Annotated in this window: 11 protein-coding genes; all 11 read right to left on the bottom strand. The window is 32.7% G+C overall.

Annotated features, from left to right (window positions below; all coding sequences use genetic code 11):
- Nucleotides 1-53: 53 nt before the first annotated feature.
- The 11 genes from LG45_RS05825 to LG45_RS05775 all read right to left on the bottom strand — a co-directional run bounded on the left by LG45_RS05825 (nucleotide 54) and on the right by LG45_RS05775 (nucleotide 19,604).
- The gene (locus LG45_RS05825) at nucleotides 54-1,706 is read right to left on the bottom strand and encodes a hypothetical protein (protein WP_035125285.1); all 1,653 of its coding nucleotides are present in this window, start codon (nucleotides 1,704-1,706) and stop codon (nucleotides 54-56) included.
- Nucleotides 1,707-1,738: 32 nt separating this feature from the next.
- On the bottom strand, nucleotides 1,739-3,856 hold the full coding sequence (locus LG45_RS05820) for a gliding motility protein RemB (protein WP_035125284.1): 2,118 nt from the start codon (nucleotides 3,854-3,856) through the stop codon (nucleotides 1,739-1,741).
- A gap of 16 nt (nucleotides 3,857-3,872) precedes the next feature.
- Entirely contained in the window at nucleotides 3,873-4,616 is a 744-nt protein-coding gene (gene deoC / locus LG45_RS05815) for a deoxyribose-phosphate aldolase (protein WP_035125283.1), read from the bottom strand.
- 38 nt (nucleotides 4,617-4,654) lie between these two features.
- A complete protein-coding gene (locus LG45_RS16250) occupies nucleotides 4,655-5,044 on the bottom strand; it encodes a VanZ family protein (RefSeq protein ID WP_081932044.1) in 390 nt (129 codons plus the stop codon).
- Nucleotides 5,037-5,417, bottom strand: coding sequence for a glycine cleavage system protein GcvH (gcvH, locus tag LG45_RS05805; RefSeq protein ID WP_035125281.1), 381 nt, complete (start codon nucleotides 5,415-5,417; stop codon nucleotides 5,037-5,039). The genes LG45_RS16250 and gcvH overlap by 8 nt, the downstream gene beginning before the upstream one ends.
- Before the next feature lie 78 nt (nucleotides 5,418-5,495).
- The gene (gene sov, locus LG45_RS05800; protein ID WP_035125280.1) at nucleotides 5,496-12,710 is read right to left on the bottom strand and encodes a T9SS outer membrane translocon Sov/SprA; all 7,215 of its coding nucleotides are present in this window, start codon (nucleotides 12,708-12,710) and stop codon (nucleotides 5,496-5,498) included.
- A 63-nt stretch (nucleotides 12,711-12,773) separates the two neighbouring features.
- Nucleotides 12,774-13,355: a Holliday junction branch migration protein RuvA gene (gene ruvA / locus LG45_RS05795; protein ID WP_035125279.1), complete on the bottom strand. Its 582-nt coding sequence runs from the start codon at nucleotides 13,353-13,355 to the stop codon at nucleotides 12,774-12,776.
- A gap of 67 nt (nucleotides 13,356-13,422) precedes the next feature.
- Nucleotides 13,423-15,720, bottom strand: coding sequence for an NADP-dependent malic enzyme (locus LG45_RS05790; RefSeq protein WP_035125431.1), 2,298 nt, complete (start codon nucleotides 15,718-15,720; stop codon nucleotides 13,423-13,425).
- 307 nt (nucleotides 15,721-16,027) lie between these two features.
- Nucleotides 16,028-16,957 carry a carbohydrate kinase family protein gene (locus LG45_RS05785; RefSeq protein ID WP_035125278.1) on the bottom strand — a complete coding sequence of 310 codons (930 nt, stop codon included), beginning with the start codon at nucleotides 16,955-16,957 and terminating at the stop codon, nucleotides 16,028-16,030.
- A 30-nt stretch (nucleotides 16,958-16,987) separates the two neighbouring features.
- Nucleotides 16,988-18,163, bottom strand: coding sequence for a glycoside hydrolase 100 family protein (locus LG45_RS05780; protein ID WP_035125430.1), 1,176 nt, complete (start codon nucleotides 18,161-18,163; stop codon nucleotides 16,988-16,990).
- Entirely contained in the window at nucleotides 18,156-19,604 is a 1,449-nt protein-coding gene (locus LG45_RS05775) for an MFS transporter (protein ID WP_035125277.1), read from the bottom strand. Before LG45_RS05775 ends, LG45_RS05780 begins: the two co-directional genes overlap by 8 nt.
- Nucleotides 19,605-19,683: the final 79 nt, after the last annotated feature.

The following is a 19,683-nucleotide window of genomic DNA, read 5'->3' as shown; positions in this document are numbered from 1 at the left end:
TATAAAAGACAGGAAGTTTTTAATAATTGAAATACATTGGAAAATATATTTGATTATTCGACCAAAATTACTTCTTCAAAAATCTTTTTATTTTCTACAGTTTTAATTTTTATGTAATATTTACCTAAGGGCAAATCAACTTTAATTGTAGTAGATTTTGACGTAGCTAATAAATTAATAATTGGTAATGTTAAAGATTTTAATTTTTCATATTCATAAAAATCAAAAACCTCTATTAAAAGTTCCTCATTTTTATGATTTTTAATTTCTCTATTTTTTAAAGTTACACTTTTAAATTTACTGTTTGTATATACTTTTTTTAAATCAACTTTGATGTTATTGATTAAAAAATAATCCGCACTTGAGTTTAAAAGTGAATCCTTTTCAAGATGCTTTCTCGGTATTAAAACAATTTCGTCATTTGTATCCGCAAAAATCTTAGCTTGATTAATAGTAATCGGATTTATTTTGGCAAACTCTTTGAAATATTCCGCCATCCATTTCTTGTCTTTTGTTGATTTTTCTAAATGAGCATGACCTACATATACAAAGATTTTTGCGTTTGGATCGTCCTGTAAAATTCTATAAACATTTTTTGCTTGTCCTATTTCTCTATCAATACTGTCATCTTGGTTTTCATGTCCTAAAATAGTAAATCCAAGCTCTCTTGCTCTTCTTAAAAAGTGTCCAAAATAAGGTTCTGAAGTGTAAAATCCGTTATTGTAATTTGGGAACAAATTATTTTCTTTATCGGAAAAAAAAGCTTCAAGAGACAAATAACTGTAGCCATTTTGCTTTAAAACATCAAGTAATTGCATTGCAAAATATCGGTGTTTTGGATAATAATGATCTTCATTTAAAATAATAACACTATTATTTTTTGCAATCAATCCAATTTCATCAAAGACCTTATTGTTTTTAAAAACATCATCATTTGAATAGATATCATTAACCGTTTTATTAAAATAGGTTTTTCTCTTTTTTTCGTAATCCAAAAGAAAGGAATTATATTCCGGATTATTGGATAAAAAAGAATTAGATGTAGCTATAAACTGAAATTTTACATCATTAAACTGTTGATGTTTTTTATCATCTAATGGTGCTGTTTTTAATTTTTCACGAGCTTGTAAATAATTATGATTTCCTTTCACGAAGGTTTGAAAAATCTTAAAATAGGATAATTTATTTTTATCAAATGAACCAATATTAATTTTACTTACAACATCTTTTGCGACTTCTAAAGTGTATTCTTTTTTAGTAGTTTTACTTTTAACTAATGTTGTAATTTTAGTATTTCCTTTCTGCTTCTCAATGATAGAATATCTGAAATCAGGATTGGTTTTTAAAATACTAACTTGTGTTATAGAATCTTGATTTTCTTCAATTTTATCATAAAACAGATAAATTTTGTAATCATTGATTTTTGAATTACAAGTGAAAAATAGTTTATCTACAGACAAATTATCAAAACCTTTCAATTCCTTTTTTAATTCACTTTTCTTGGTCTTAAGTAAATTTATATTATCTAATTGACCATAAAAATCAATTGCTACTTTGATAGAATCATTATATAAATAATCATCAATTTGATAATTACGTTTGATTATATCTTGATTTAAGTACTTAGAATTACTGCAACTTGTAATTACAAAAAGCACAACTAAATAGTAGCTAAATCGATAGCACTTTGAATTAAATTTAATCATAATTTCGGCTTATAAAATTCATACAAAACCTTCTAATAATCCAAATACCAATTAAAAATATCACAACGTAATCCTACAGAAAACCAGGTTGTGCTTTCTTTAAAATCGGTTATGGTGTCGGTTGATGGATCGAAGTTTCTATAGATAAGACTTCCGAATAGTTTTAAATTTGTCGCTGGATTTACCAAATATCCTGCTTGTAAATCGGCAATGAAAATATTGGTTTTATTTCCTTGTCCAACGACAACTCCTGTATCGGCATAACGATCTTCGTCGTAATCTCTGTAAATATTGCTTCCGTAGTTAGAATTTGCTCCAGAATTTGCAAAATCTAATCCTCGTTTTCCTAAAGTAATTTTAGCATCGGCGAAATATCTGCCGTAATTGTAACGAGCAATTCCTATAAATTCACTAAAATTTCCACCCCATTGATGTCCTAAACTTTGATTGTTATGTCCGTAATTGGTTAAAACTTCGCTGTGCGCATACACGTATGGTCGAACATGATTGTATTCGGCTTGAAGCAATAAATCTTTAACTTTAAAAGCATTGTAATATTTAGCTCCGAATTGATAACCAAATTTGTTTTTCCAACTTTTTTCACCCGACTTCATGTCGCCCAACGAAAATTCATCCAATAAGAACTGTCCGTAGAAATTAATTTGGTTGTTCCATTTGTATTTCCCTGTCAATCCCAAAAGTGCATTTCCGCTTCTTGACGATGAAGAAAATTCTACAGCACGATAAAATATTATTGGATTCACAAAACTCATATCAAATCCACGATTGTTTTGATTGCTCCAAACTACCGATTCGAAGAAGCCTATGTTAAAACGCTTGGTTACATTCCAACTTAAATAATGATTAGCAACATATTTTGTAGCGTAAGTTCGGTCTAATGTTGCTTCTTCTCGAACATCTTTCATCCACATATACGTATTGGTGTATTTAATTTTCCAAAAAGTAGTATTTATTTTGAAATAAGGATACGGACTTGCACCGTCACTCATCAATAACGAACGGTAACCATCGCCTAGAAAGTTTCTTCCATAACCCAATTGCAAATCGAAGAATTTACTTGGTGCAAACGTTAAATTTGCTTCAGCTAAAGGAAAATCATAAGCGTCGGTTTTAAAATCTTTGGCAATTCCAATTCCCGGAATAATTGCTGGATTTCCTCCTGCTGGCGCAAGTGATTCGGCATATCTGTTGAAATAATCTGCAAATCGACCTTGGCTTTCGAAGATTGTTGTGGTGAAATTTAATTGTTTTCCCAATCCGCCACGAACTTGAATTCCGCGTGTGTTTACATAAGTATAACTTGCTTCACTTGGATCACTTTTCCCCAATTGCAAATCCACGATTGGATTCATGGTAAACCAATAGTCTTCTCCTTGAATTTCGACCATGTTTTCATTCCAGAATTTTTTTCCTAGCCAAGTAGTTTTGTTTTTCATTAATTTCGAATTAACATCGGCTAAATCATAATATTTTGAAACTTCAGCATAAGTAAATGGTTTCGAAACTGTATGATTATTGGCTCCAACTTGATTCATAGCAGCATCAAATTGAGCATAATAACTGTGTGACAACGGAATGCTTAAATGCGAGGTAAATTGCGGATTTTGGAATTTTTTATAAGCAATACTGTCAAGTTCGGTAAGTTCTTTATTTTTATCAAATGTACTTGTAGCTGTTATTGGTTTTGTAACAGCATTGTTTTCTATTGGTTCTTCAATAGCAGCATCGGCAGGATTTTGTAGCGGAATAGTAATTCTGATAGTATATTTAGAATAGGTAGGATTTCCGTTGTAAGTTGCAGCTTTTATTTTTGGTAATTTTGAGAAAACTCGTTTGCTTTCGGCAGTTAAAGTTTCATCAATGGCATCCACATATTGTACTTTGAAATTTCCTTTATCATCTACTTCAAAAAGTACGATTACTGTTGTTTTTTGATCTTTAAATTTATCTGGAACTTGATAATTTTGAAAAACAAAAGTTTGCACTTCGCTATAAAAACAAGTTTCTAATTCTTTTAATTGTTTTCCTTCGCAATTGGGAAAAACTGGAAATTGTTCGCTAAAATTATTCTGAGCCGAAGTAAAAATCGACCAAAAAACTAAAACTAAAACTGCTATTCTTTTAAACATTTTTATAAAATAAAAATTAGTAATCACTATTTGATTGAGCACCATTAGCAATAGCTTTTGCCGAAGATGTTCCTATTCTTTTTACACCAAGTTGAATCATTGCAACTGCTTCTTCATAAGTTCTAACGCCGCCGGCAGCTTTTACTGGAAGTGGCGAACTGTTTTCTAACATCATTGTTATGGTATGAATTGTCGCGCCATTTGGCAAATTATTTTCGGTTTTATAAAATCCGGTGGATGATTTTACAAATACTGAGCAAAAACATTCTTCTTTGAAATTAGCAATGACCACGTTTTTTATTAGCGCCGAAATTTGAATAATTTGATCATCATTTAGTGCTGCAACTTCAATGATCCATTTGGCAATTTTGTGGTTATCTAAGGCTAATTTTGTTCCTTCGAGCACTTCTTTTTTAACTAAATCAACGTTTCCTTGTTTGAAAGCTTCGTAGTTGATTACAAAATCTAAATCATCGGCACCATCAATTATTGCTTGCTTGGCTTCTGCCAATTTATCTTCTAGAGAATTTGTGCCTTCGTGAAAACCAATTACTGTTCCAATTGAAACTTTAGAATTGGCATCTTTAATCATTTTTTTGGCTAACGAAACCATGTCTAGACGAATCATAATCAGTTTAAATCCTTCCTCAATTGCCTCTTTGATAAAACCTTCGACTACAAATTTATTTTCATCAAATGTTAAACCGGCTTGAGCAGGAGTTTTTAAATAGGTAGAATCGAGATATTGCTTGATATTCATTAGACAAAATTATTAATGGTAAAAATAAAAAAATCCCACTAATGTGAGATTTTATATTGGTTTTTATTTTGCAAATATTTTTTAGCAACAAACCATCCTACAATTGCTCCAGATGAATTTGCAATGACATCATTACTGTCTGGAGTTCTATCAATGGTAAGTAATCCTTGGAAAACTTCCATTAGAATTCCGTAAGCAATTGCAATAAGTAAGATCAATAAACCTATTTTAGTTTTGTACGGACTTGAATTAAATGAAATTGTCCATAAAAATACAAACATAAAATAAAAGATGAAATGAACTACTTTATCTTTATGAGGTATTTCAATCGTGCTTCCTAGTGATGAATTTATGGTTGCTAAACTCAGATACGTAATTAATACGGTCCAAACAATTGCGAAAATAAATATTCGTTTTTTATTAAGCACCGATTAATGTTGCGTAAGCTTCGTTGTCTAGCAATGCATCATAATCTGCTGGATTAGAAACTTTAATTTTAATCATCCAACCTTTACCGTAAGGATCAGAATTTACAGTTTCTGGGTTTCTTTCTAGATCTTCGTTAAATTCGATAATTTCACCTGCTAAAGGCAAGAACAAATCTGATACTGTTTTTACAGCTTCAACCGTTCCAAAAACTTCGTCTTTATCTAATGTTTGATCAAGAGTTTCCACTTCTACGTAAACAATATCTCCAAGTTCGCTTTGTGCGAAATGTGTAATTCCTACAGTTGCAATATCGCCATCGATTGAAACCCATTCGTGGTCTTTTGTGTATTTTAAATTAGCTGGTATACTCATTTTATTAGTTTGTTTTAATTTGCATCAAATGTAAAGTTTCTTCTTAAATATTAAAAATGATTTTTATCACAATTTCAATTAATTTCCAAAATTATATCTTAGTGTGAATCCGGTTCTAATGTTTGTAAGTGGAAACGATGTTGAAATTACGGCTTTAGAGAACGAATGATCATAGAAGAACTGGGCTGTAAGGTTTTGACTGAACGAATAACCTGCTGATAATCGCGCTGACCAAATGTTTTGTCCTCCACCAAGTTGGTTGTTATCATAATCTAAATAGCGTACAATTGTTTTATTATTTCTATAAGAAAAATCAACTTTCAATTCGATATCACTTTTAATAATGCCTTGTACGTTGTCTGCCAATTGCGATGATAGAATTACATCTTTAATACGATATCCTAAACCAATCACATATTCGTGACCTTGAACTTCTGTTAATAAATTATTATCAAAACTCATTGACAACGCTCTATCTTTTTTCATTTCGGCTAAGAATTTGAAAGAATTTTTCATTTCAAAATCAACTCTCACCAACGGATTAAACTGTTCTACTAAATTGACATTACCAATGATTAGTTTATTGTTTATATTTCCACCTGTATCAAAACCAGTTGGGTTTTGGTCGTATTCGAAATTAGATCTAAATGAATTTATGGTATATGATGCACGATAATTGTGTTGTAAAGAGAAACGTTTAAATCGATCTTTAAAGAATTTATAACGCATCAAACCGTTGTATTTAATATTCCAGTTTGGGATTGGGATATTTCTAAATGCTCCAAGTGAAATATCTTTAGCAGATTCATTTGCACCAGTAGTAAACATACCAGTATAGGCAGATAATAATGATGGTATTAGAACCGCTTGGCTATTTTTACCAAAACCTACAGGATAACCTTCGGCATCTCTAAGAAAACCACTTGTTCCATAGAATTGAGCAGCTAATCTATCGGCAATAATAATTCGGTTTCCTCTAAAATCGTTGAATGAAGAAGAATTCATTTCATCGCTTTGCTTGAATGCCGATTTCAACATTACTGTCGATATTGAGAAATTACCAAAATTATAAGGAGACAATGAATTATAATTTCCGCCAGTAACATTAAATTGCTCAGAGAAATTATCGGCATACGTTCTGTTGGCATTTAAATCGATTTTAAAATCTGGGAACAAATCGATGTTAGCAGTAAAGTTTAATGTTCTATTGGTAACTTCTGTATAACTTTGATTAAACTCTGGATAATCGGTTAACCAACCATTTCTAGCTGCTTCATAACGAACATCATCTTGACTACCAAATGCAAATCCTAAAGTTGGTTTAGCCGTTCCAAAGAAACCAATACTTGGCGTATAACCAGGAAGTACTGTTCCTCTATTTTCTAAATAATCAATCTGAATATTTTTAACGCTTGTTAAAATTCCGATAAGCCCATCTAACAATACACCTCTTTCTTTTTCAACTTGAGGTTTATTGGCAACTATTTTCTCTCCTGGTTTTGGTGCGGCAACTGGTCTAGAAGGTTTTTTCGCACCTTTTGTTAATCCAACATATTTATAGAACGACTCCATATTGAATTTGGTATTCAATCTATGAGAACTTGCATTTTGAATGGTATTTCCTAAATTATAAATTGTACCAGTATCTTCATCTTCAATAGACGATAATGCTAATGAAGCACGTTGCCAACTGTAATCTCCTGTGTAAGTATATGCAGAGTTTACAAAACTAAATAGTGGAATTTTATTAATTGGCAAATCATAATTAACTACTAATTGTTGGTTGTGTAAGTTTGGCGTACCTACATTCCAGTAATCGGTCCAAATATTATAAGAATTATCTGGATTGTTATTTTCGTCAAGATAATTTCTAACAATATTATTAGAGGAAGCTGTAAAGTTAAGTTTTAATGATTTGGTCAAATTATAATTAAATCCGTATTGATAATTGAATAAGAAATTTCTTCTGTATAATTTTTCAAGTCCAATTCCTTCTACATCGACCAATCTAAATTGTTGCTCGTTGTATTGTCTATTTATATTTGAACTAAAAGAAATATTTGAAGGCAAGTAATTAAAATTGAAATCACTCAGCATTTTCCAATAGCTACTTTTCTTCATGAATTTGGTTTTCTTGAATGGTTCAATAGGTTTTGGTTGAAATGCAAATGTGTAATCGGCTGCAGTATTTACTTGTTGATCGATAAAGTTTTCAATTTCATAGTTATGTCTATCCACTTGGTTGTAGGAATAGGATAACGTTAAATTTTCAGGATCGTAGAAATGTTGTTTTTGTTCAGGAGCACGTTCTTTTTTAACACCAATAAAGTTGATACTTTTTCTTTTAGTGTAATCTATTGCTCTGTTTTCAATATTTCTTCTTTCTGAAGCATCGGCAGTATTGTCTAATAATTGATCTAGACGAATATCTTGATTAAAAGGATCGTATTCTGGCGTGATAATTTCTTCACCAACAGCATAGTTAAAAGGTAAATTGATACCCCATTTTTTTGGAAGTAATTTTCCTAAACTTAAATTGGTTACTACATTATATTGTTGTACATCTTCTCTACTTCTCTCATTCGGACCTTGTTCTAATGATCCAAAACCAATAGTACTCATTCTACCAGTTGCAGAAATTGTAGCAAAATCGGCAAAATTCGAATCTAGATTTAAAACTGCTGCCATTCCGCCTTTGTTGTCCATTTCGGCCAAACGCAACTCATTAAACCAAACTTCACCTTCTAAATCTCTTTCTTCTAAAGGATGTTCTGGAGTATTTAAAACATCGGTTTGATTTTTTACACCAATCATTAACGTTCTAACCAAACCAAAGTTAGGATTACCCTTTACACCAAGACGCAATTTATTTGGTTTACTTGCCAAAGATGGGTCTAATTGATCTTCGTCTTGATAATAAACACCATCTAATGGTAATAAATTAGGATCAATACTCATTGCTAATATTTTTAACTTGGTTAGCAACGCCATTGATAAATCTATTTCATTTTCTTCGGGCCAAATTTCTTCGGCTGTTGTTGATGTAAATTCACTCTTTTTTAACGGAATTTCAACTTGATAATAATTGGTTGTGAAGTCATTTCCAAAACGAATAAACGCTACTAATTCATCATCTTTAATTGAATTTTCATCAGTAGGAATTGATTCAGCGTGAAGAAACATTTTCAGTTTATTAAACTGGCGCATGTCTACGCTTACATTTTTAAAAACAGCACGAGAATCTCCTGGCTCTAATCCGCCAGAACCTGTATTTCCTGTAACTCTTAGCGATAATGATTGCTCGTTTTGATTAATAAGTGTATTATTGTTATATAATTGTTCGCGAACAACATTTGGTGGAGACACATAAGGAATTGGTACTCTATCTCCGTTTTCTTGAATATTTACTGCTTGAACATCAAAACTTGTATCATCTGTTGCTGGGTCATCTGCTGGAAATTCTAACGAACTCACATAACGACGCCATTCACCACGTACTAAATCTAAAGATCCAAAACGAACCGTTAATGGATCTGAAAATCCTGTCATGAAAATTCTCATGAATCGAATAGAACGAAAATCAGAAATCCCACCAATAGTACTCTCTGGTTGTGAAACTGGAATTTTATATTGAATCCATCTACCTGTTGCTGTCCCAGAATTTGGTAATTCAATTCCTGTAACTGGTCGAATATCGGTTACATAATTTTCTCCAACAACTATATCACTTTTCATCTCAATACTGTATTCATAATAAGCATTGATGGTATTCATGGTATTGTCTCTATTGATATCTTCTACATCAGGAACTGTGGTAGAACCTCTATTTGTATCTGTAACATCAATTGGTGAGTTACCTTGAAGTCCATTATAATTTCTGTAACGATCTACAACTCCGCCACTACCTTGAAGAAAATATTGGTAATTATCTCCAGCTGGATCGGGTTGTGAAGCAAATGCTGGATAGGTTGCTGCTTCGGCATCATCATTTAAACCATCAAGACCAATATCTTGAACTGTTCTGTTAGCACCATTAGTATCAAATGCATAAATTAACGATTGTGATGCTGGAACACTACCCCAAATTGTTGGAACTGTTGGTGATGTTGAACCTGCTTCTGGCAAACCATTTTCGTATTGTTTTCTTCCGTCTTTTAATATATCTTCTGAAATCTCACCAAGGTTGAAATAAATTTTACCTGTATTAGAAGGATCGGCAATACTTGTATCAGTTGCATTTCCAAAATAGGGATCTAAAACCCAAAACTGAATGTATTCTACGTTTCCTTGTTCGAAATTGGTTGAGTTTATTGGTCTTGTAATACCACCAAAACTTTTTTCTGGTTCCGATAATGTATTTGTTGAAGCAGCTGCAGGATCAAAATTATATGGACCACGCTCTTGTGGAAAATAACTTAAATCTAACGTATTAATAACAGTAGATTGACCTTGAGCAACATCTAATTCTGGATACAATTCTCTATTGAAAATTCGTCTTGTTGCATTTAAAGATAAGTCGTCTTGACTTACGCCACCTGGAGGTTGAGTGTAAAAAGTTGGATCAATACTGTACCATGCCAATCGCGCTCTTTTAAATCCATAATCTAAACCTGATGAACCTGCTCCAAAATCATCATAAATCGGTGCTGGTGTTCCTGTAGTTGGTCTTTCAGGTGTTGATGATAAATACCATGAAAAAGGAGAACGCATATCGATAGTTGTTTGCGAACCTTCAAAATCGTCAACATAAATAGTAGATTCGCCTTCAAACTGATCGGCTTTAGGTGTATCTGGTTTTAAGAAAGCAATTTCACCTCTAACGGATATATTTGATGGAACATCAGTATCAATGTTTGGTAATTTATTTACTAATCTTGTTAAAAATGGAACTTCAGTAGAATAGTTAAAATTGGCTCCAAAAATAGTATTGTTCACCGATTCTTGTCCGTAGTTAGATTTTTGAGTAAACGGACGTTCCGTCATTTTCAATAAGGTAGCTCCAACAACAAATTTATCTGAAAATTTATGTTCTACGTTAACCCCAAAAAAACGTCTTGTTTGTTGTCCAAAAACAGAGTTGTTTTCGACAGAAACTTCAATTGGTGTATTTGCTAAAGTTGGATCTAAAATTTGAACTCTACCAGCTTGATAATTTACGCTGTAGTCAATTCCTTCTACAAGAACTCTTCCGCCAGCTGTTACGACAACCGAACCTTTTGGCACGTTAAATGCACCAATCGGAATTCCGTCTCCACCAGTAGATTTGAATTTTCCTCGTAATTGAAATTTGTTTTTATCACTATCTTGTAATGCTCCAGCTTGTGTACTCGTGTACATCGTTTTGAAGACATATTTCTTTTGATTTTCGTTATAATCTGCCGTTGAGTTTGGATCACCATAGTAGTTTCCGGTTGCTCCAACTTGTAGTTTATCGAAAAGGTATTTACCAAATGGTTCAACAGTTGTAAATATTAATCGACCATTTTGTTGATCTACAGTTAAACCTGGCATAAAATCGAAAAAACCATCGCCACCTGCCTGTGGATCATTGTTGTAATTTAATCTATCAACATTGAATACTTTTAAAAGAGGAGTGTCTTTTACACCTTCATCAATTGTAGGAGTTGACAAATCGTCAACAGGTAAAGGCGTCGTTCCTACCTGTGAAATATAATTTAATGGAGATGGATCGGTGTAAAGGATGTTAAATCTAAAATCTTCTTGCTCAAGTTGATAAGCACCTGGAAGTTGGTAGATGTTTTTCATCATCAAATTCCAAATTGGTTTTTGAACATTGGTTAAATTACTTTTCAATAATTTTAAAATCAATGTTTGAGTTTCTGGAATTCCAGCGCCATTTACTTCGGTTGCAGTAGCACCATCGGTACCAAATTCTCCAACTTGATATACTTCTCCACCAATTGTGTATTGATAAGCAACAGCTAGAACTTCATCATTAGCCAAACGTTGTTGTAGTGAAATATAACCTAATTGTGGATGGTATGTAAATTCATTTGGGCTTAATTTTCTAGCATTTTCAAGTTTAGAATAATCATCACCTTCACTCACAGTATTGTTAAAACCAGAGCTTGAAGTTACAATTTCTCTAATATTCGGATTTAATAAACCTCCAGCTCCAATTAATTCTGGATCATATTGGTTATTACTATTATCTGATGGCGTATCGATCGGAGTTGAACCAAAGAAAGGTGGATTGGCATTTATATCAATTGCAACCGTTTGTTCTGGTGTCAATCCAGTTAATCGCGATTCACCTAAATCTTGAAGTGCAATAATATTTCTTAAGTTATTATTGGTTTGACTCACACGATTTTGCCTGTTGGTTACCCAAACTTCAATACGAGTAATTTGCACTCTACTATTAATAAACGGATAATTTCTTAAAGAAGAATTGTATTCATTTCTAAAATATTGAGATAAGAAAAAGTGTCTGTCGGCATCATAGTCTAATGCAAATAAATCGAAATCTTGAATAGTTCCGCCACCTTGAGCCGAAACGCTTTTGGTTTGCGATTTTTGTTCAGAGAAAACACCAGTAACAGTAGTTTTCCCAAATTGCAATTGGGTTTTAAAACCAAATAAACTTTGTGCACCACGAATTAGAGAGCTATTAAGCGGCATACTTACGTTACCGACTTCAATTTTTTGAATGATATCGTCTTCGGTTGGAGCGTATTCTAATTTGATTAAATTTTGAAAAGCAAAAGTCGATTGCGTATCATAATTGGCATTTACATTTAATCGAGTTCCAACTTTTCCTTGCAAACTCATACTGATCCTTTGATCAAAATCGAAAGTAGTTGTTGCTCTGTTTCTTGGTGATAATGATGGATTGTCTTGCTTTGTGTAGCGAACACCTAAGTCCATTTCGACATAACCAGTTGGTTTTACATCAATGGTATTTCCGCCAAAAACTGTTTCGAAAAAACCAGAATTTACATAATATCTTGGTAGTAAGTTTCTTTTTTCGGCTTCTGTACCTTCTTTTTTACCATCAATAGCATCCGATTTTTTCTTAAAATAATCCCTCATCGATTCACGAAGAACCAATTCTTGATATTCTTTTGGAGATAGAATAATTGGGTAATTGATGTTGAAATCTAATACTGTACTTGAAAATATATATTTATCAGTTACAGGATCATACTTATAAGCATCAACTATACTTGGAGGATTTCCTAAATTAATTCTCCCTAAATCACTTCCTGTTTGAGTTGGCTCTGGGTCTGGCTCAACTACTTGAGAAAATGATGAAGAACTTAAAAAAAACATTAGCAAAGTAAATACTGACTTTATTGCTAATTGAATGTATCGTATGTAATGTGTTTTCAAAAACTATAAATTTTTTAATGCTTGCTTGATTATGACTTCAACGGTTGCATCTGGATTTTCACTAACTACTTTATCAACTATTTTTTCGGATGATTTTCTAATAAAACCTAGAACTTCCAAAGCAGATAACGCTTCATCTCGATTTGTATTGTTTTGAGAAATAGAAACTTCATCTAAATCGTATATTTTTAACACTTTATCCTTTAAATCTAATATTGCTCGTTGGGCAGTTTTACCTCCAATTCCTTTTATAGATTGGATTGTTCCCACATCGCCACTTGCCAAAGCTTGAATAATTTGTTTTGGTTCTAGTGATGAAAGCATGGTTCTTGCAATCCCGGCACCAATTCCAGAAACGGTTAGAAGCATCTTGAAAATCTCTTTTTCAGATTTTTCAACAAAACCAAATAAAGAGTGTGAATCTTCTTTGATTATCAAGTGAGTAAACAGTTTTACAAAATCGGTATTGGGCAATAAAGTGTAGGTATGCAACGAAATATTAATATGATAACCAACACCGTTACAGTCTATTACGACCTCTGTTGGTGTTTTCTCAACTAATTTTCCTTGAATGTGTGCTATCATAGTATTTAATAATGTAAACCAAATATAACAAAAAACTTTAATTACAATAACTTAAGCCGTTTTATTGCTAGTTTTTTACGTCGAAATTCTTTAGTCGCTTGTTTTTTTCTTGAGCATCAACAACTGCTACTGCAGCCATATTTACCATTTCCTCGACGCTTGCTCCAAGTTGGAAAATATGAACCGGTTTATCCATTCCCATTACAATTGGACCAATTGAATCTACTTTATATAATTCTTTTAATAATTTATAAGTAATATTTGCCGATTCTAAATTAGGAAATATCAATGTATTAACTTTCTTTCCTGCTAATTTTGAAAATGGAAATTTCTTTAAAAGCATCTCTGGATTTAAAGCAAAATCGGCTTGAATTTCACCATCAACAATTAAATCAGGATAATATTTGTGTAAATAAGCGACTGCTTCTCGAACTTTATTGGCACTTTCATGATTGGACGAACCAAAATTAGAGAATGAAACCATTGCAATTACTGGTTCAACACCAAACATTCTAACAGTTTTTTCGGTCATTAAAGCAATTTTAGCCAAATCATCTGCTGTAGGTTCTGGATTAATTGCCGTGTCAGATAAGAACATTGGTCCGCGATTGGTCATCATCATATTCGTCGATGCAATCAACGAAATTCCTGGTGCTTTACCAATAAGCTGTATTAATGGCTTAATAACTGCTGGATAACTTCTAGAATAACCAGAAACCATAGCGTCTGCATCGCCTTCATTGACCATCATTGCCGCAAAATAATTGCGTTCACGCATCCACTTTTGCGCGTCTAATAATGAAATACCTCGTCGTTGCCTGTCTTTCCAATAAATATCTGCATAGCGTAATCTTCGGCTGTCTTCTTCTTTAGTTTTTGGATCTAAAATAGGCACATCGGCATCAAAACCAATTTCCTCTTTCAACTCTAAAATATCTTCTTTTCGACCTAATAATATCGGATGACCAATTCCTTCTTCATAAACAATTTGCGCTGCTTTTAACACATCTAACTGATCTGCTTCTGCAAAAACAATTCGCTTAGGATCAGTTTTGGCTCTATTGGTCAGCAAACGTACCATTTTATTATCAGAACCCATTCGTTCTAACAATTCTTCTTCATATTTTTGCCAATCGCTAATCGGATTTAAAGCTACACCACTTTCCATTGCTGCTTTTGCAACCGCTGGCGCAACCATTGTAATCAATCTTGGATCGAATGGTTTTGGAATTATATAATCTCTACCAAAATTCAATTTGGTTTCACCATAAGCAATATTCACTTGCTCTGGAACCATTTCTTTAGCCAAAGCAGCCAATGCACGAACAGCTGCCATTTTCATAGCTTCATTAATTTTTGTAGCTCGAACGTCTAATGCGCCGCGAAAAATATAAGGAAAACCAAGAACATTATTCACTTGATTAGGATGGTCTGATCGACCAGTTGCCATGATAATATCTTCTCTAGTAGCAATTGCAACGTTGTAATCTATCTCTGGAGTAGGATTTGCCATAGCAAAAACAATAGGATCTTTTGCCATTCCGAGCAACATTTCTGAAGTAAGAATATTTCCTGCCGAAAGTCCAAGAAAAACATCGGCATTTACCAATGATTCTTGTAAAGTGATTCCTTTTTTACCTTTAGAATATCTTTTTTGAAGTTCAGATAAATCCGTTCTATCTTCAGACAAAACACCTTCTTTATCAAACATTACAATATTTTCTGGCTTTATGCCAAGTAAAACATACAAATTAGCACAAGCCAAAGCTGCAGAACCAGCACCAGAAACTACCAATTTAACATCTTCAATTTTTTTATCGGCTAATTCTAAAGCATTTAATAAAGCTGCCGACGAAATAATTGCAGTTCCATGTTGATCATCGTGCATCACCGGAATATTCAGCTCTTCCACAAGACGTCTTTCAATTTCAAACGACTCTGGAGCTTTAATATCTTCTAGATTTATTCCGCCAAAAGTAGGAGCAATATTTTTTACTGTTTCAATAAAAGCATCAATGTCTTTTGTATCAACTTCAATATCAAAAACATCAATATCGGCAAATATTTTAAACAATAATGCCTTTCCTTCCATCACTGGTTTAGAAGCTTCTGGACCAATGTCACCCAGACCTAAAACGGCCGTTCCATTAGTAATTACTGCAACTAAATTTCCTTTAGAAGTATATTTATAAACATTGTTTACGTCTTTTGCAATTTCCAAACACGGTTCGGCAACACCTGGCGAATAGGCCAAAGACAAGTCTCTTTGTGTCGCATATTTCTTTGTTGGAACAACTTGAATTTTCCCCGGAGTAGGTTTAGCATGATATAAAAGCGCTTCTCTACGTTTACTTGATTTATTCATTTTGGTTTTTTTCTTCTGACCTACAAAGGTAAAAGTATCAACCGAAAAAGGAAACATTTACCAGTTTTCTTTTAAATAAAATTTTATTGTTTTTCAGGAGCGAATCGCTTGGTCACTTTTGGTTTCCCTATTCCTGCTTTTCGCTATATTCCCGATGAAAAATCGGGAATGCCGTTACAATCAGGGCTAGATAGCAAGTGTCTTTTGTAGAGTTTCTCAATTCTATAGTAACATTTGGATTAACTTCAACAAAAAAAGCTGTAATATCACAGCTTTTCAATCAAATCAAACTAATCTCTAACTAACTTTATTCTTGAATTATTTTTTTAATATTGATGTTATCAGGTAATCTACCAACATTTTGCAATTTTATTGAAGCCAATTTTTGAGCTATTGTAATACATTCGTTCAAACTTTTATTTTCTATTTGAGCAAATAAAAATCCGGTCCAAAAGGCGTCACCAGCTCCAGTTGTATCTTTTATATCATCAATTTTCATAGCTTTTTGAAACAACAAACCTTCATTAACATCAGATAATGCGACTCCGTTTTTACCTTTTGTTAAACAAATAGTTGATGCGCCAAGATTATGAAAGTAATCAAATATATAATCTTCCGATTTCACTTCGGCAAATAACCTGTAGCAATCGTCTTCACTTAACTTTACTAATGGATCGTTTGCTAAATATTCCTTTAAAACTTGTTTGGCTTCTTCTCTATCTGGCCAAATTCTTTCAGAAAAATTAATATCAATGCTCAATTTTAATCCAAGTTCTTTGGCTTTTCTAGCTCTATTTAAAATGGTTTGTCTTGCTGGGTTTTTGCTTAAAGCGAAACAAGTGGTATGAAAAATTTTAGCATCGGCAATAGTTGCATCACTAAGTTGACTTTCAAATATTTCACAATCGGCTTGTCGATACGGAATAAAATCGGGTGTTTCTGTAGATTTCGAGACAAAAATTACAGAAGTTGGCGCAGTATCCGATTTTCTAATTGAAGAAGTGTCTACATTATTTGATTTCAATTTCCTTACCACATAATCACCCAAACCGTCTTGTCCGCAGGAAGCCACCAAAACCGATTTCAAACCTAATCTTGAAGCATTCACCGCTACGTTAGTTGGTGATCCACCAAGAAAACGATGATAATCTTTGGTTCTATTTATGGAAGTATTAATTTCATGACCTATAAAGTCAATTAAAACTTCTCCTATACTTATTATATCTATTGATTTCATTGTAATTTATTTTTAACTATCAATTTGAAATTAAACTAAAAATTTAAAATCATTTGTAATTGATTGATGAACTAACACTGCTGCTGCCGCACTCCAAGCGCAATAAGCAACTCCGTTTGGTTTAGCTGAAATGGTATTGAAATTTTCATAAAAAGAAAAATCTTCTATAGCATTTGCTTCATTTATTCTATCTAAAATTAGTTGAGCTGATTTAGTTTGAGATTTTGATATCAAAGCCAAACCAAAAAACCCGTTTACCATCGACCAACTTCCGCCATTGTGAAACTCATTTGGGTAATTTCTAAATTCGTACTTGCAATTATTTTTCAATAAATTCCAATGCTCCTCATTTTCAAATATTGGAGGCCAAAAAGCTGGAACTAAACCAAGTTTTGTACTCGAAGCTAAATGCTTAGCCGAAGATAAAATAGTATCTTGAAAGCTTGAAGAACCAATATTTAATAGCACCGCTAGTGAATTTGCGAAAGCATCAAATTGTATTTTATATCCAGAAGGTGAAAATGAGCACGGCATATAGTTATCGAAAACAACTTCATTATATGCACGTTCATGGTATTTTTCTCCAATTGAGTTGGGTGTGAAATTGATTTCTAATTGTTTAGTAATTTGATTTATTTTATTAGAAATATCTTCACTTTTTTCGAAATGATTATAAGATTTTAAAGCCCAAATACGCAACAATTGATCATAAAGAACGTAGCCATCTGTAATATATTCGTCTGCCCAATTGCCAGAAAGCGGTACGTAAACAAGATGCTTATTATTGAATTCCCACGTATCTAACAACTGAAGACATTTTTCTATTTGTGGTTTATACTTTTCTACAAATTGACGGTCATTTTTATAATATCCGTATTGGCAAACTCCTATTATAAACCAAGTTACAGCATCAACTCTTCCAGCAAGACCGCCGTAACTAACAGTATTTTCATTTTCTGAAACTAAAACATTAGATGGAATTGTACCCAAATCATGTTGATTATTGGCTAATGTTTCTAGTGTATTTTTAAAGGTTTCAATTAACTTTTCATCACCAGATGCCAATGCTGCCAATCCACAAATCACACCATCTCTTGCCCAAACTCGTTGGTAGTTAGAAGTGTTTTCGGCGCTGGCTAAAAACCCTGCATTAGTTGAAACCTGTTGCAATAATTGTATCGCTTTGTCGTAATTTATATTATTCATGATTGGCATTTTCTCTTTCAACTTTCATAAATAAAACACTAATTCCGGCTAGGACAAATAAAACTCCAGCGGCGTAAATTGCATTTATTGGATTGTCGTTAAGTAGATTTTTTAATATTGGTCCAAAAGTGATGGTTTGTATAAACATTGGTATTACAATCATCATGTTTATAATTCCCATATAAACTCCTCTTTTGTCTGTAGGAATTGATTTAGAAACCATAGAATAAGGCAATCCCATCATTGAAGCCCAGCCAATTCCGAAGAAAATCATAGGAATAAAAAGCATGTATTTATTTTCTATTTGAGGAATCATTAATAATGCAAAAGCAGTAAAAAAGAGACAAAATGTATGAATTATTTTAGAGGAATATTTTCGGGCTAAAGGCACAAGAGCAAGAGCAATAATCATAGTAACAAAATTATAAGTTCCGTTCATTAAGCCAGTGTGACCAACAGCTTGTTCTGTTAAATCAGCAATATGTTTTACAAAATTGGCGTCTTGTGATGTTAATTCTACACCATTTTTACAGGCGTCAATAAGTCTGGTTGATTTTTCTTCATCGGCAGCTGTTATTCCGAAAAGCGTTCTTTTAATTGTAGGTGTTATAAATTGCCAATAACAAAAAAGTGCATACCATTGAAATAAGTAAACTAAAGCCAATTGCCAAAGAAGTTTTGGCATGTTTGCAATAGATTGAAAAATTTCAATTATTGGTGCCATTATTCTTTTCCAGAAATTATTATTCTTTTGTTTTTCTTCTACTAATTTTTGTAATTCTTCCTCTGATGGCGGATATTCCGGAGTTTTATAAATAGACCAAAGAACAGAAGCTATAGAACAAAAAGCACCAATAAAAAAGGAATAATATACCCAAGTTGGAATGGAATTAGCATTATCTGTTTGGCAAATTGAAGCACTTTCAACCGCAGGCTGACTAAAGAACTTTTGAAAAACAAACAGCGATAAGTTAGCAATTGTGATTCCGGCTCCAACGAACAAACTTTGCATTTGAAATCCAAAAGTATGCTGATTTTGTGGAAGATTATCACCAATAAAAGCTCTGTAAGGTTCCATTGCAGTATTGTTCGCAGCATCTAAAATCCAGAGTAAACCAACAGCCATCCAAAGACTTGAACTGAAAGGAAAAAGGAAAAGACATAAACTACAAAGAATTGCTCCAACGAAAAAATAGGGTTTTCTTCTACCAAATCTTGGTGACCAAGTTTTATCTGATAATGCTCCAATTATTGGTTGTACTAACAATCCTGTAATTGGTCCGGCTAAATTTAGCCAAGGCAAATCATGATGATCAGCACCGAGAAACGAAAATATAGGATTCACAGCAGTTTGTTGCAACCCAAAACTGTATTGGATTCCGAAAAAACCAACATTCATATTCCAAATTTGCCAAAAGCTTAAGTTGATTTTTTTACTCATGGTAGTACAAATTAATATTTTAAAATAATGAATATGAAGTAGTTGAATAGTGTAAAAATATGTTTTTTATTTTAAAAAT

It is taken from the genome of Flavobacterium aquatile LMG 4008 = ATCC 11947 (assembly GCF_000757385.1).
Classification (GTDB): Bacteria; Bacteroidota; Bacteroidia; order Flavobacteriales; family Flavobacteriaceae; genus Flavobacterium; species Flavobacterium aquatile.
Note: the sequence above shows the minus strand (reverse complement) of the source record. Positions and strands in the feature narration are given on the sequence as shown.

Excerpts from the sequence above, each read along its gene's own strand:
- ruvA (WP_035125279.1), bottom strand. The coding sequence starts at position 13,355 with ATGATAGCACACATTCAAGGAAAATTAGTTGAGAAAACACCAACAGAG.
- gcvH (WP_035125281.1), bottom strand. The coding sequence starts at position 5,417 with ATGAGTATACCAGCTAATTTAAAATACACAAAAGACCACGAATGGGTT.
- sov (WP_035125280.1), bottom strand. The coding sequence starts at position 12,710 with ATGTTTTTTTTAAGTTCTTCATCATTTTCTCAAGTAGTTGAGCCAGAC.
- LG45_RS05820 (WP_035125284.1), bottom strand. The coding sequence starts at position 3,856 with ATGTTTAAAAGAATAGCAGTTTTAGTTTTAGTTTTTTGGTCGATTTTT.
- LG45_RS05790 (WP_035125431.1), bottom strand. The coding sequence starts at position 15,720 with ATGAATAAATCAAGTAAACGTAGAGAAGCGCTTTTATATCATGCTAAA.
- LG45_RS05785 (WP_035125278.1), bottom strand. The coding sequence starts at position 16,957 with ATGAAATCAATAGATATAATAAGTATAGGAGAAGTTTTAATTGACTTT.
- deoC (WP_035125283.1), bottom strand. The coding sequence starts at position 4,616 with ATGAATATCAAGCAATATCTCGATTCTACCTATTTAAAAACTCCTGCT.
- LG45_RS05780 (WP_035125430.1), bottom strand. The coding sequence starts at position 18,163 with ATGAATAATATAAATTACGACAAAGCGATACAATTATTGCAACAGGTT.
- LG45_RS05775 (WP_035125277.1), bottom strand. The coding sequence starts at position 19,604 with ATGAGTAAAAAAATCAACTTAAGCTTTTGGCAAATTTGGAATATGAAT.
- LG45_RS05825 (WP_035125285.1), bottom strand. The coding sequence starts at position 1,706 with ATGATTAAATTTAATTCAAAGTGCTATCGATTTAGCTACTATTTAGTT.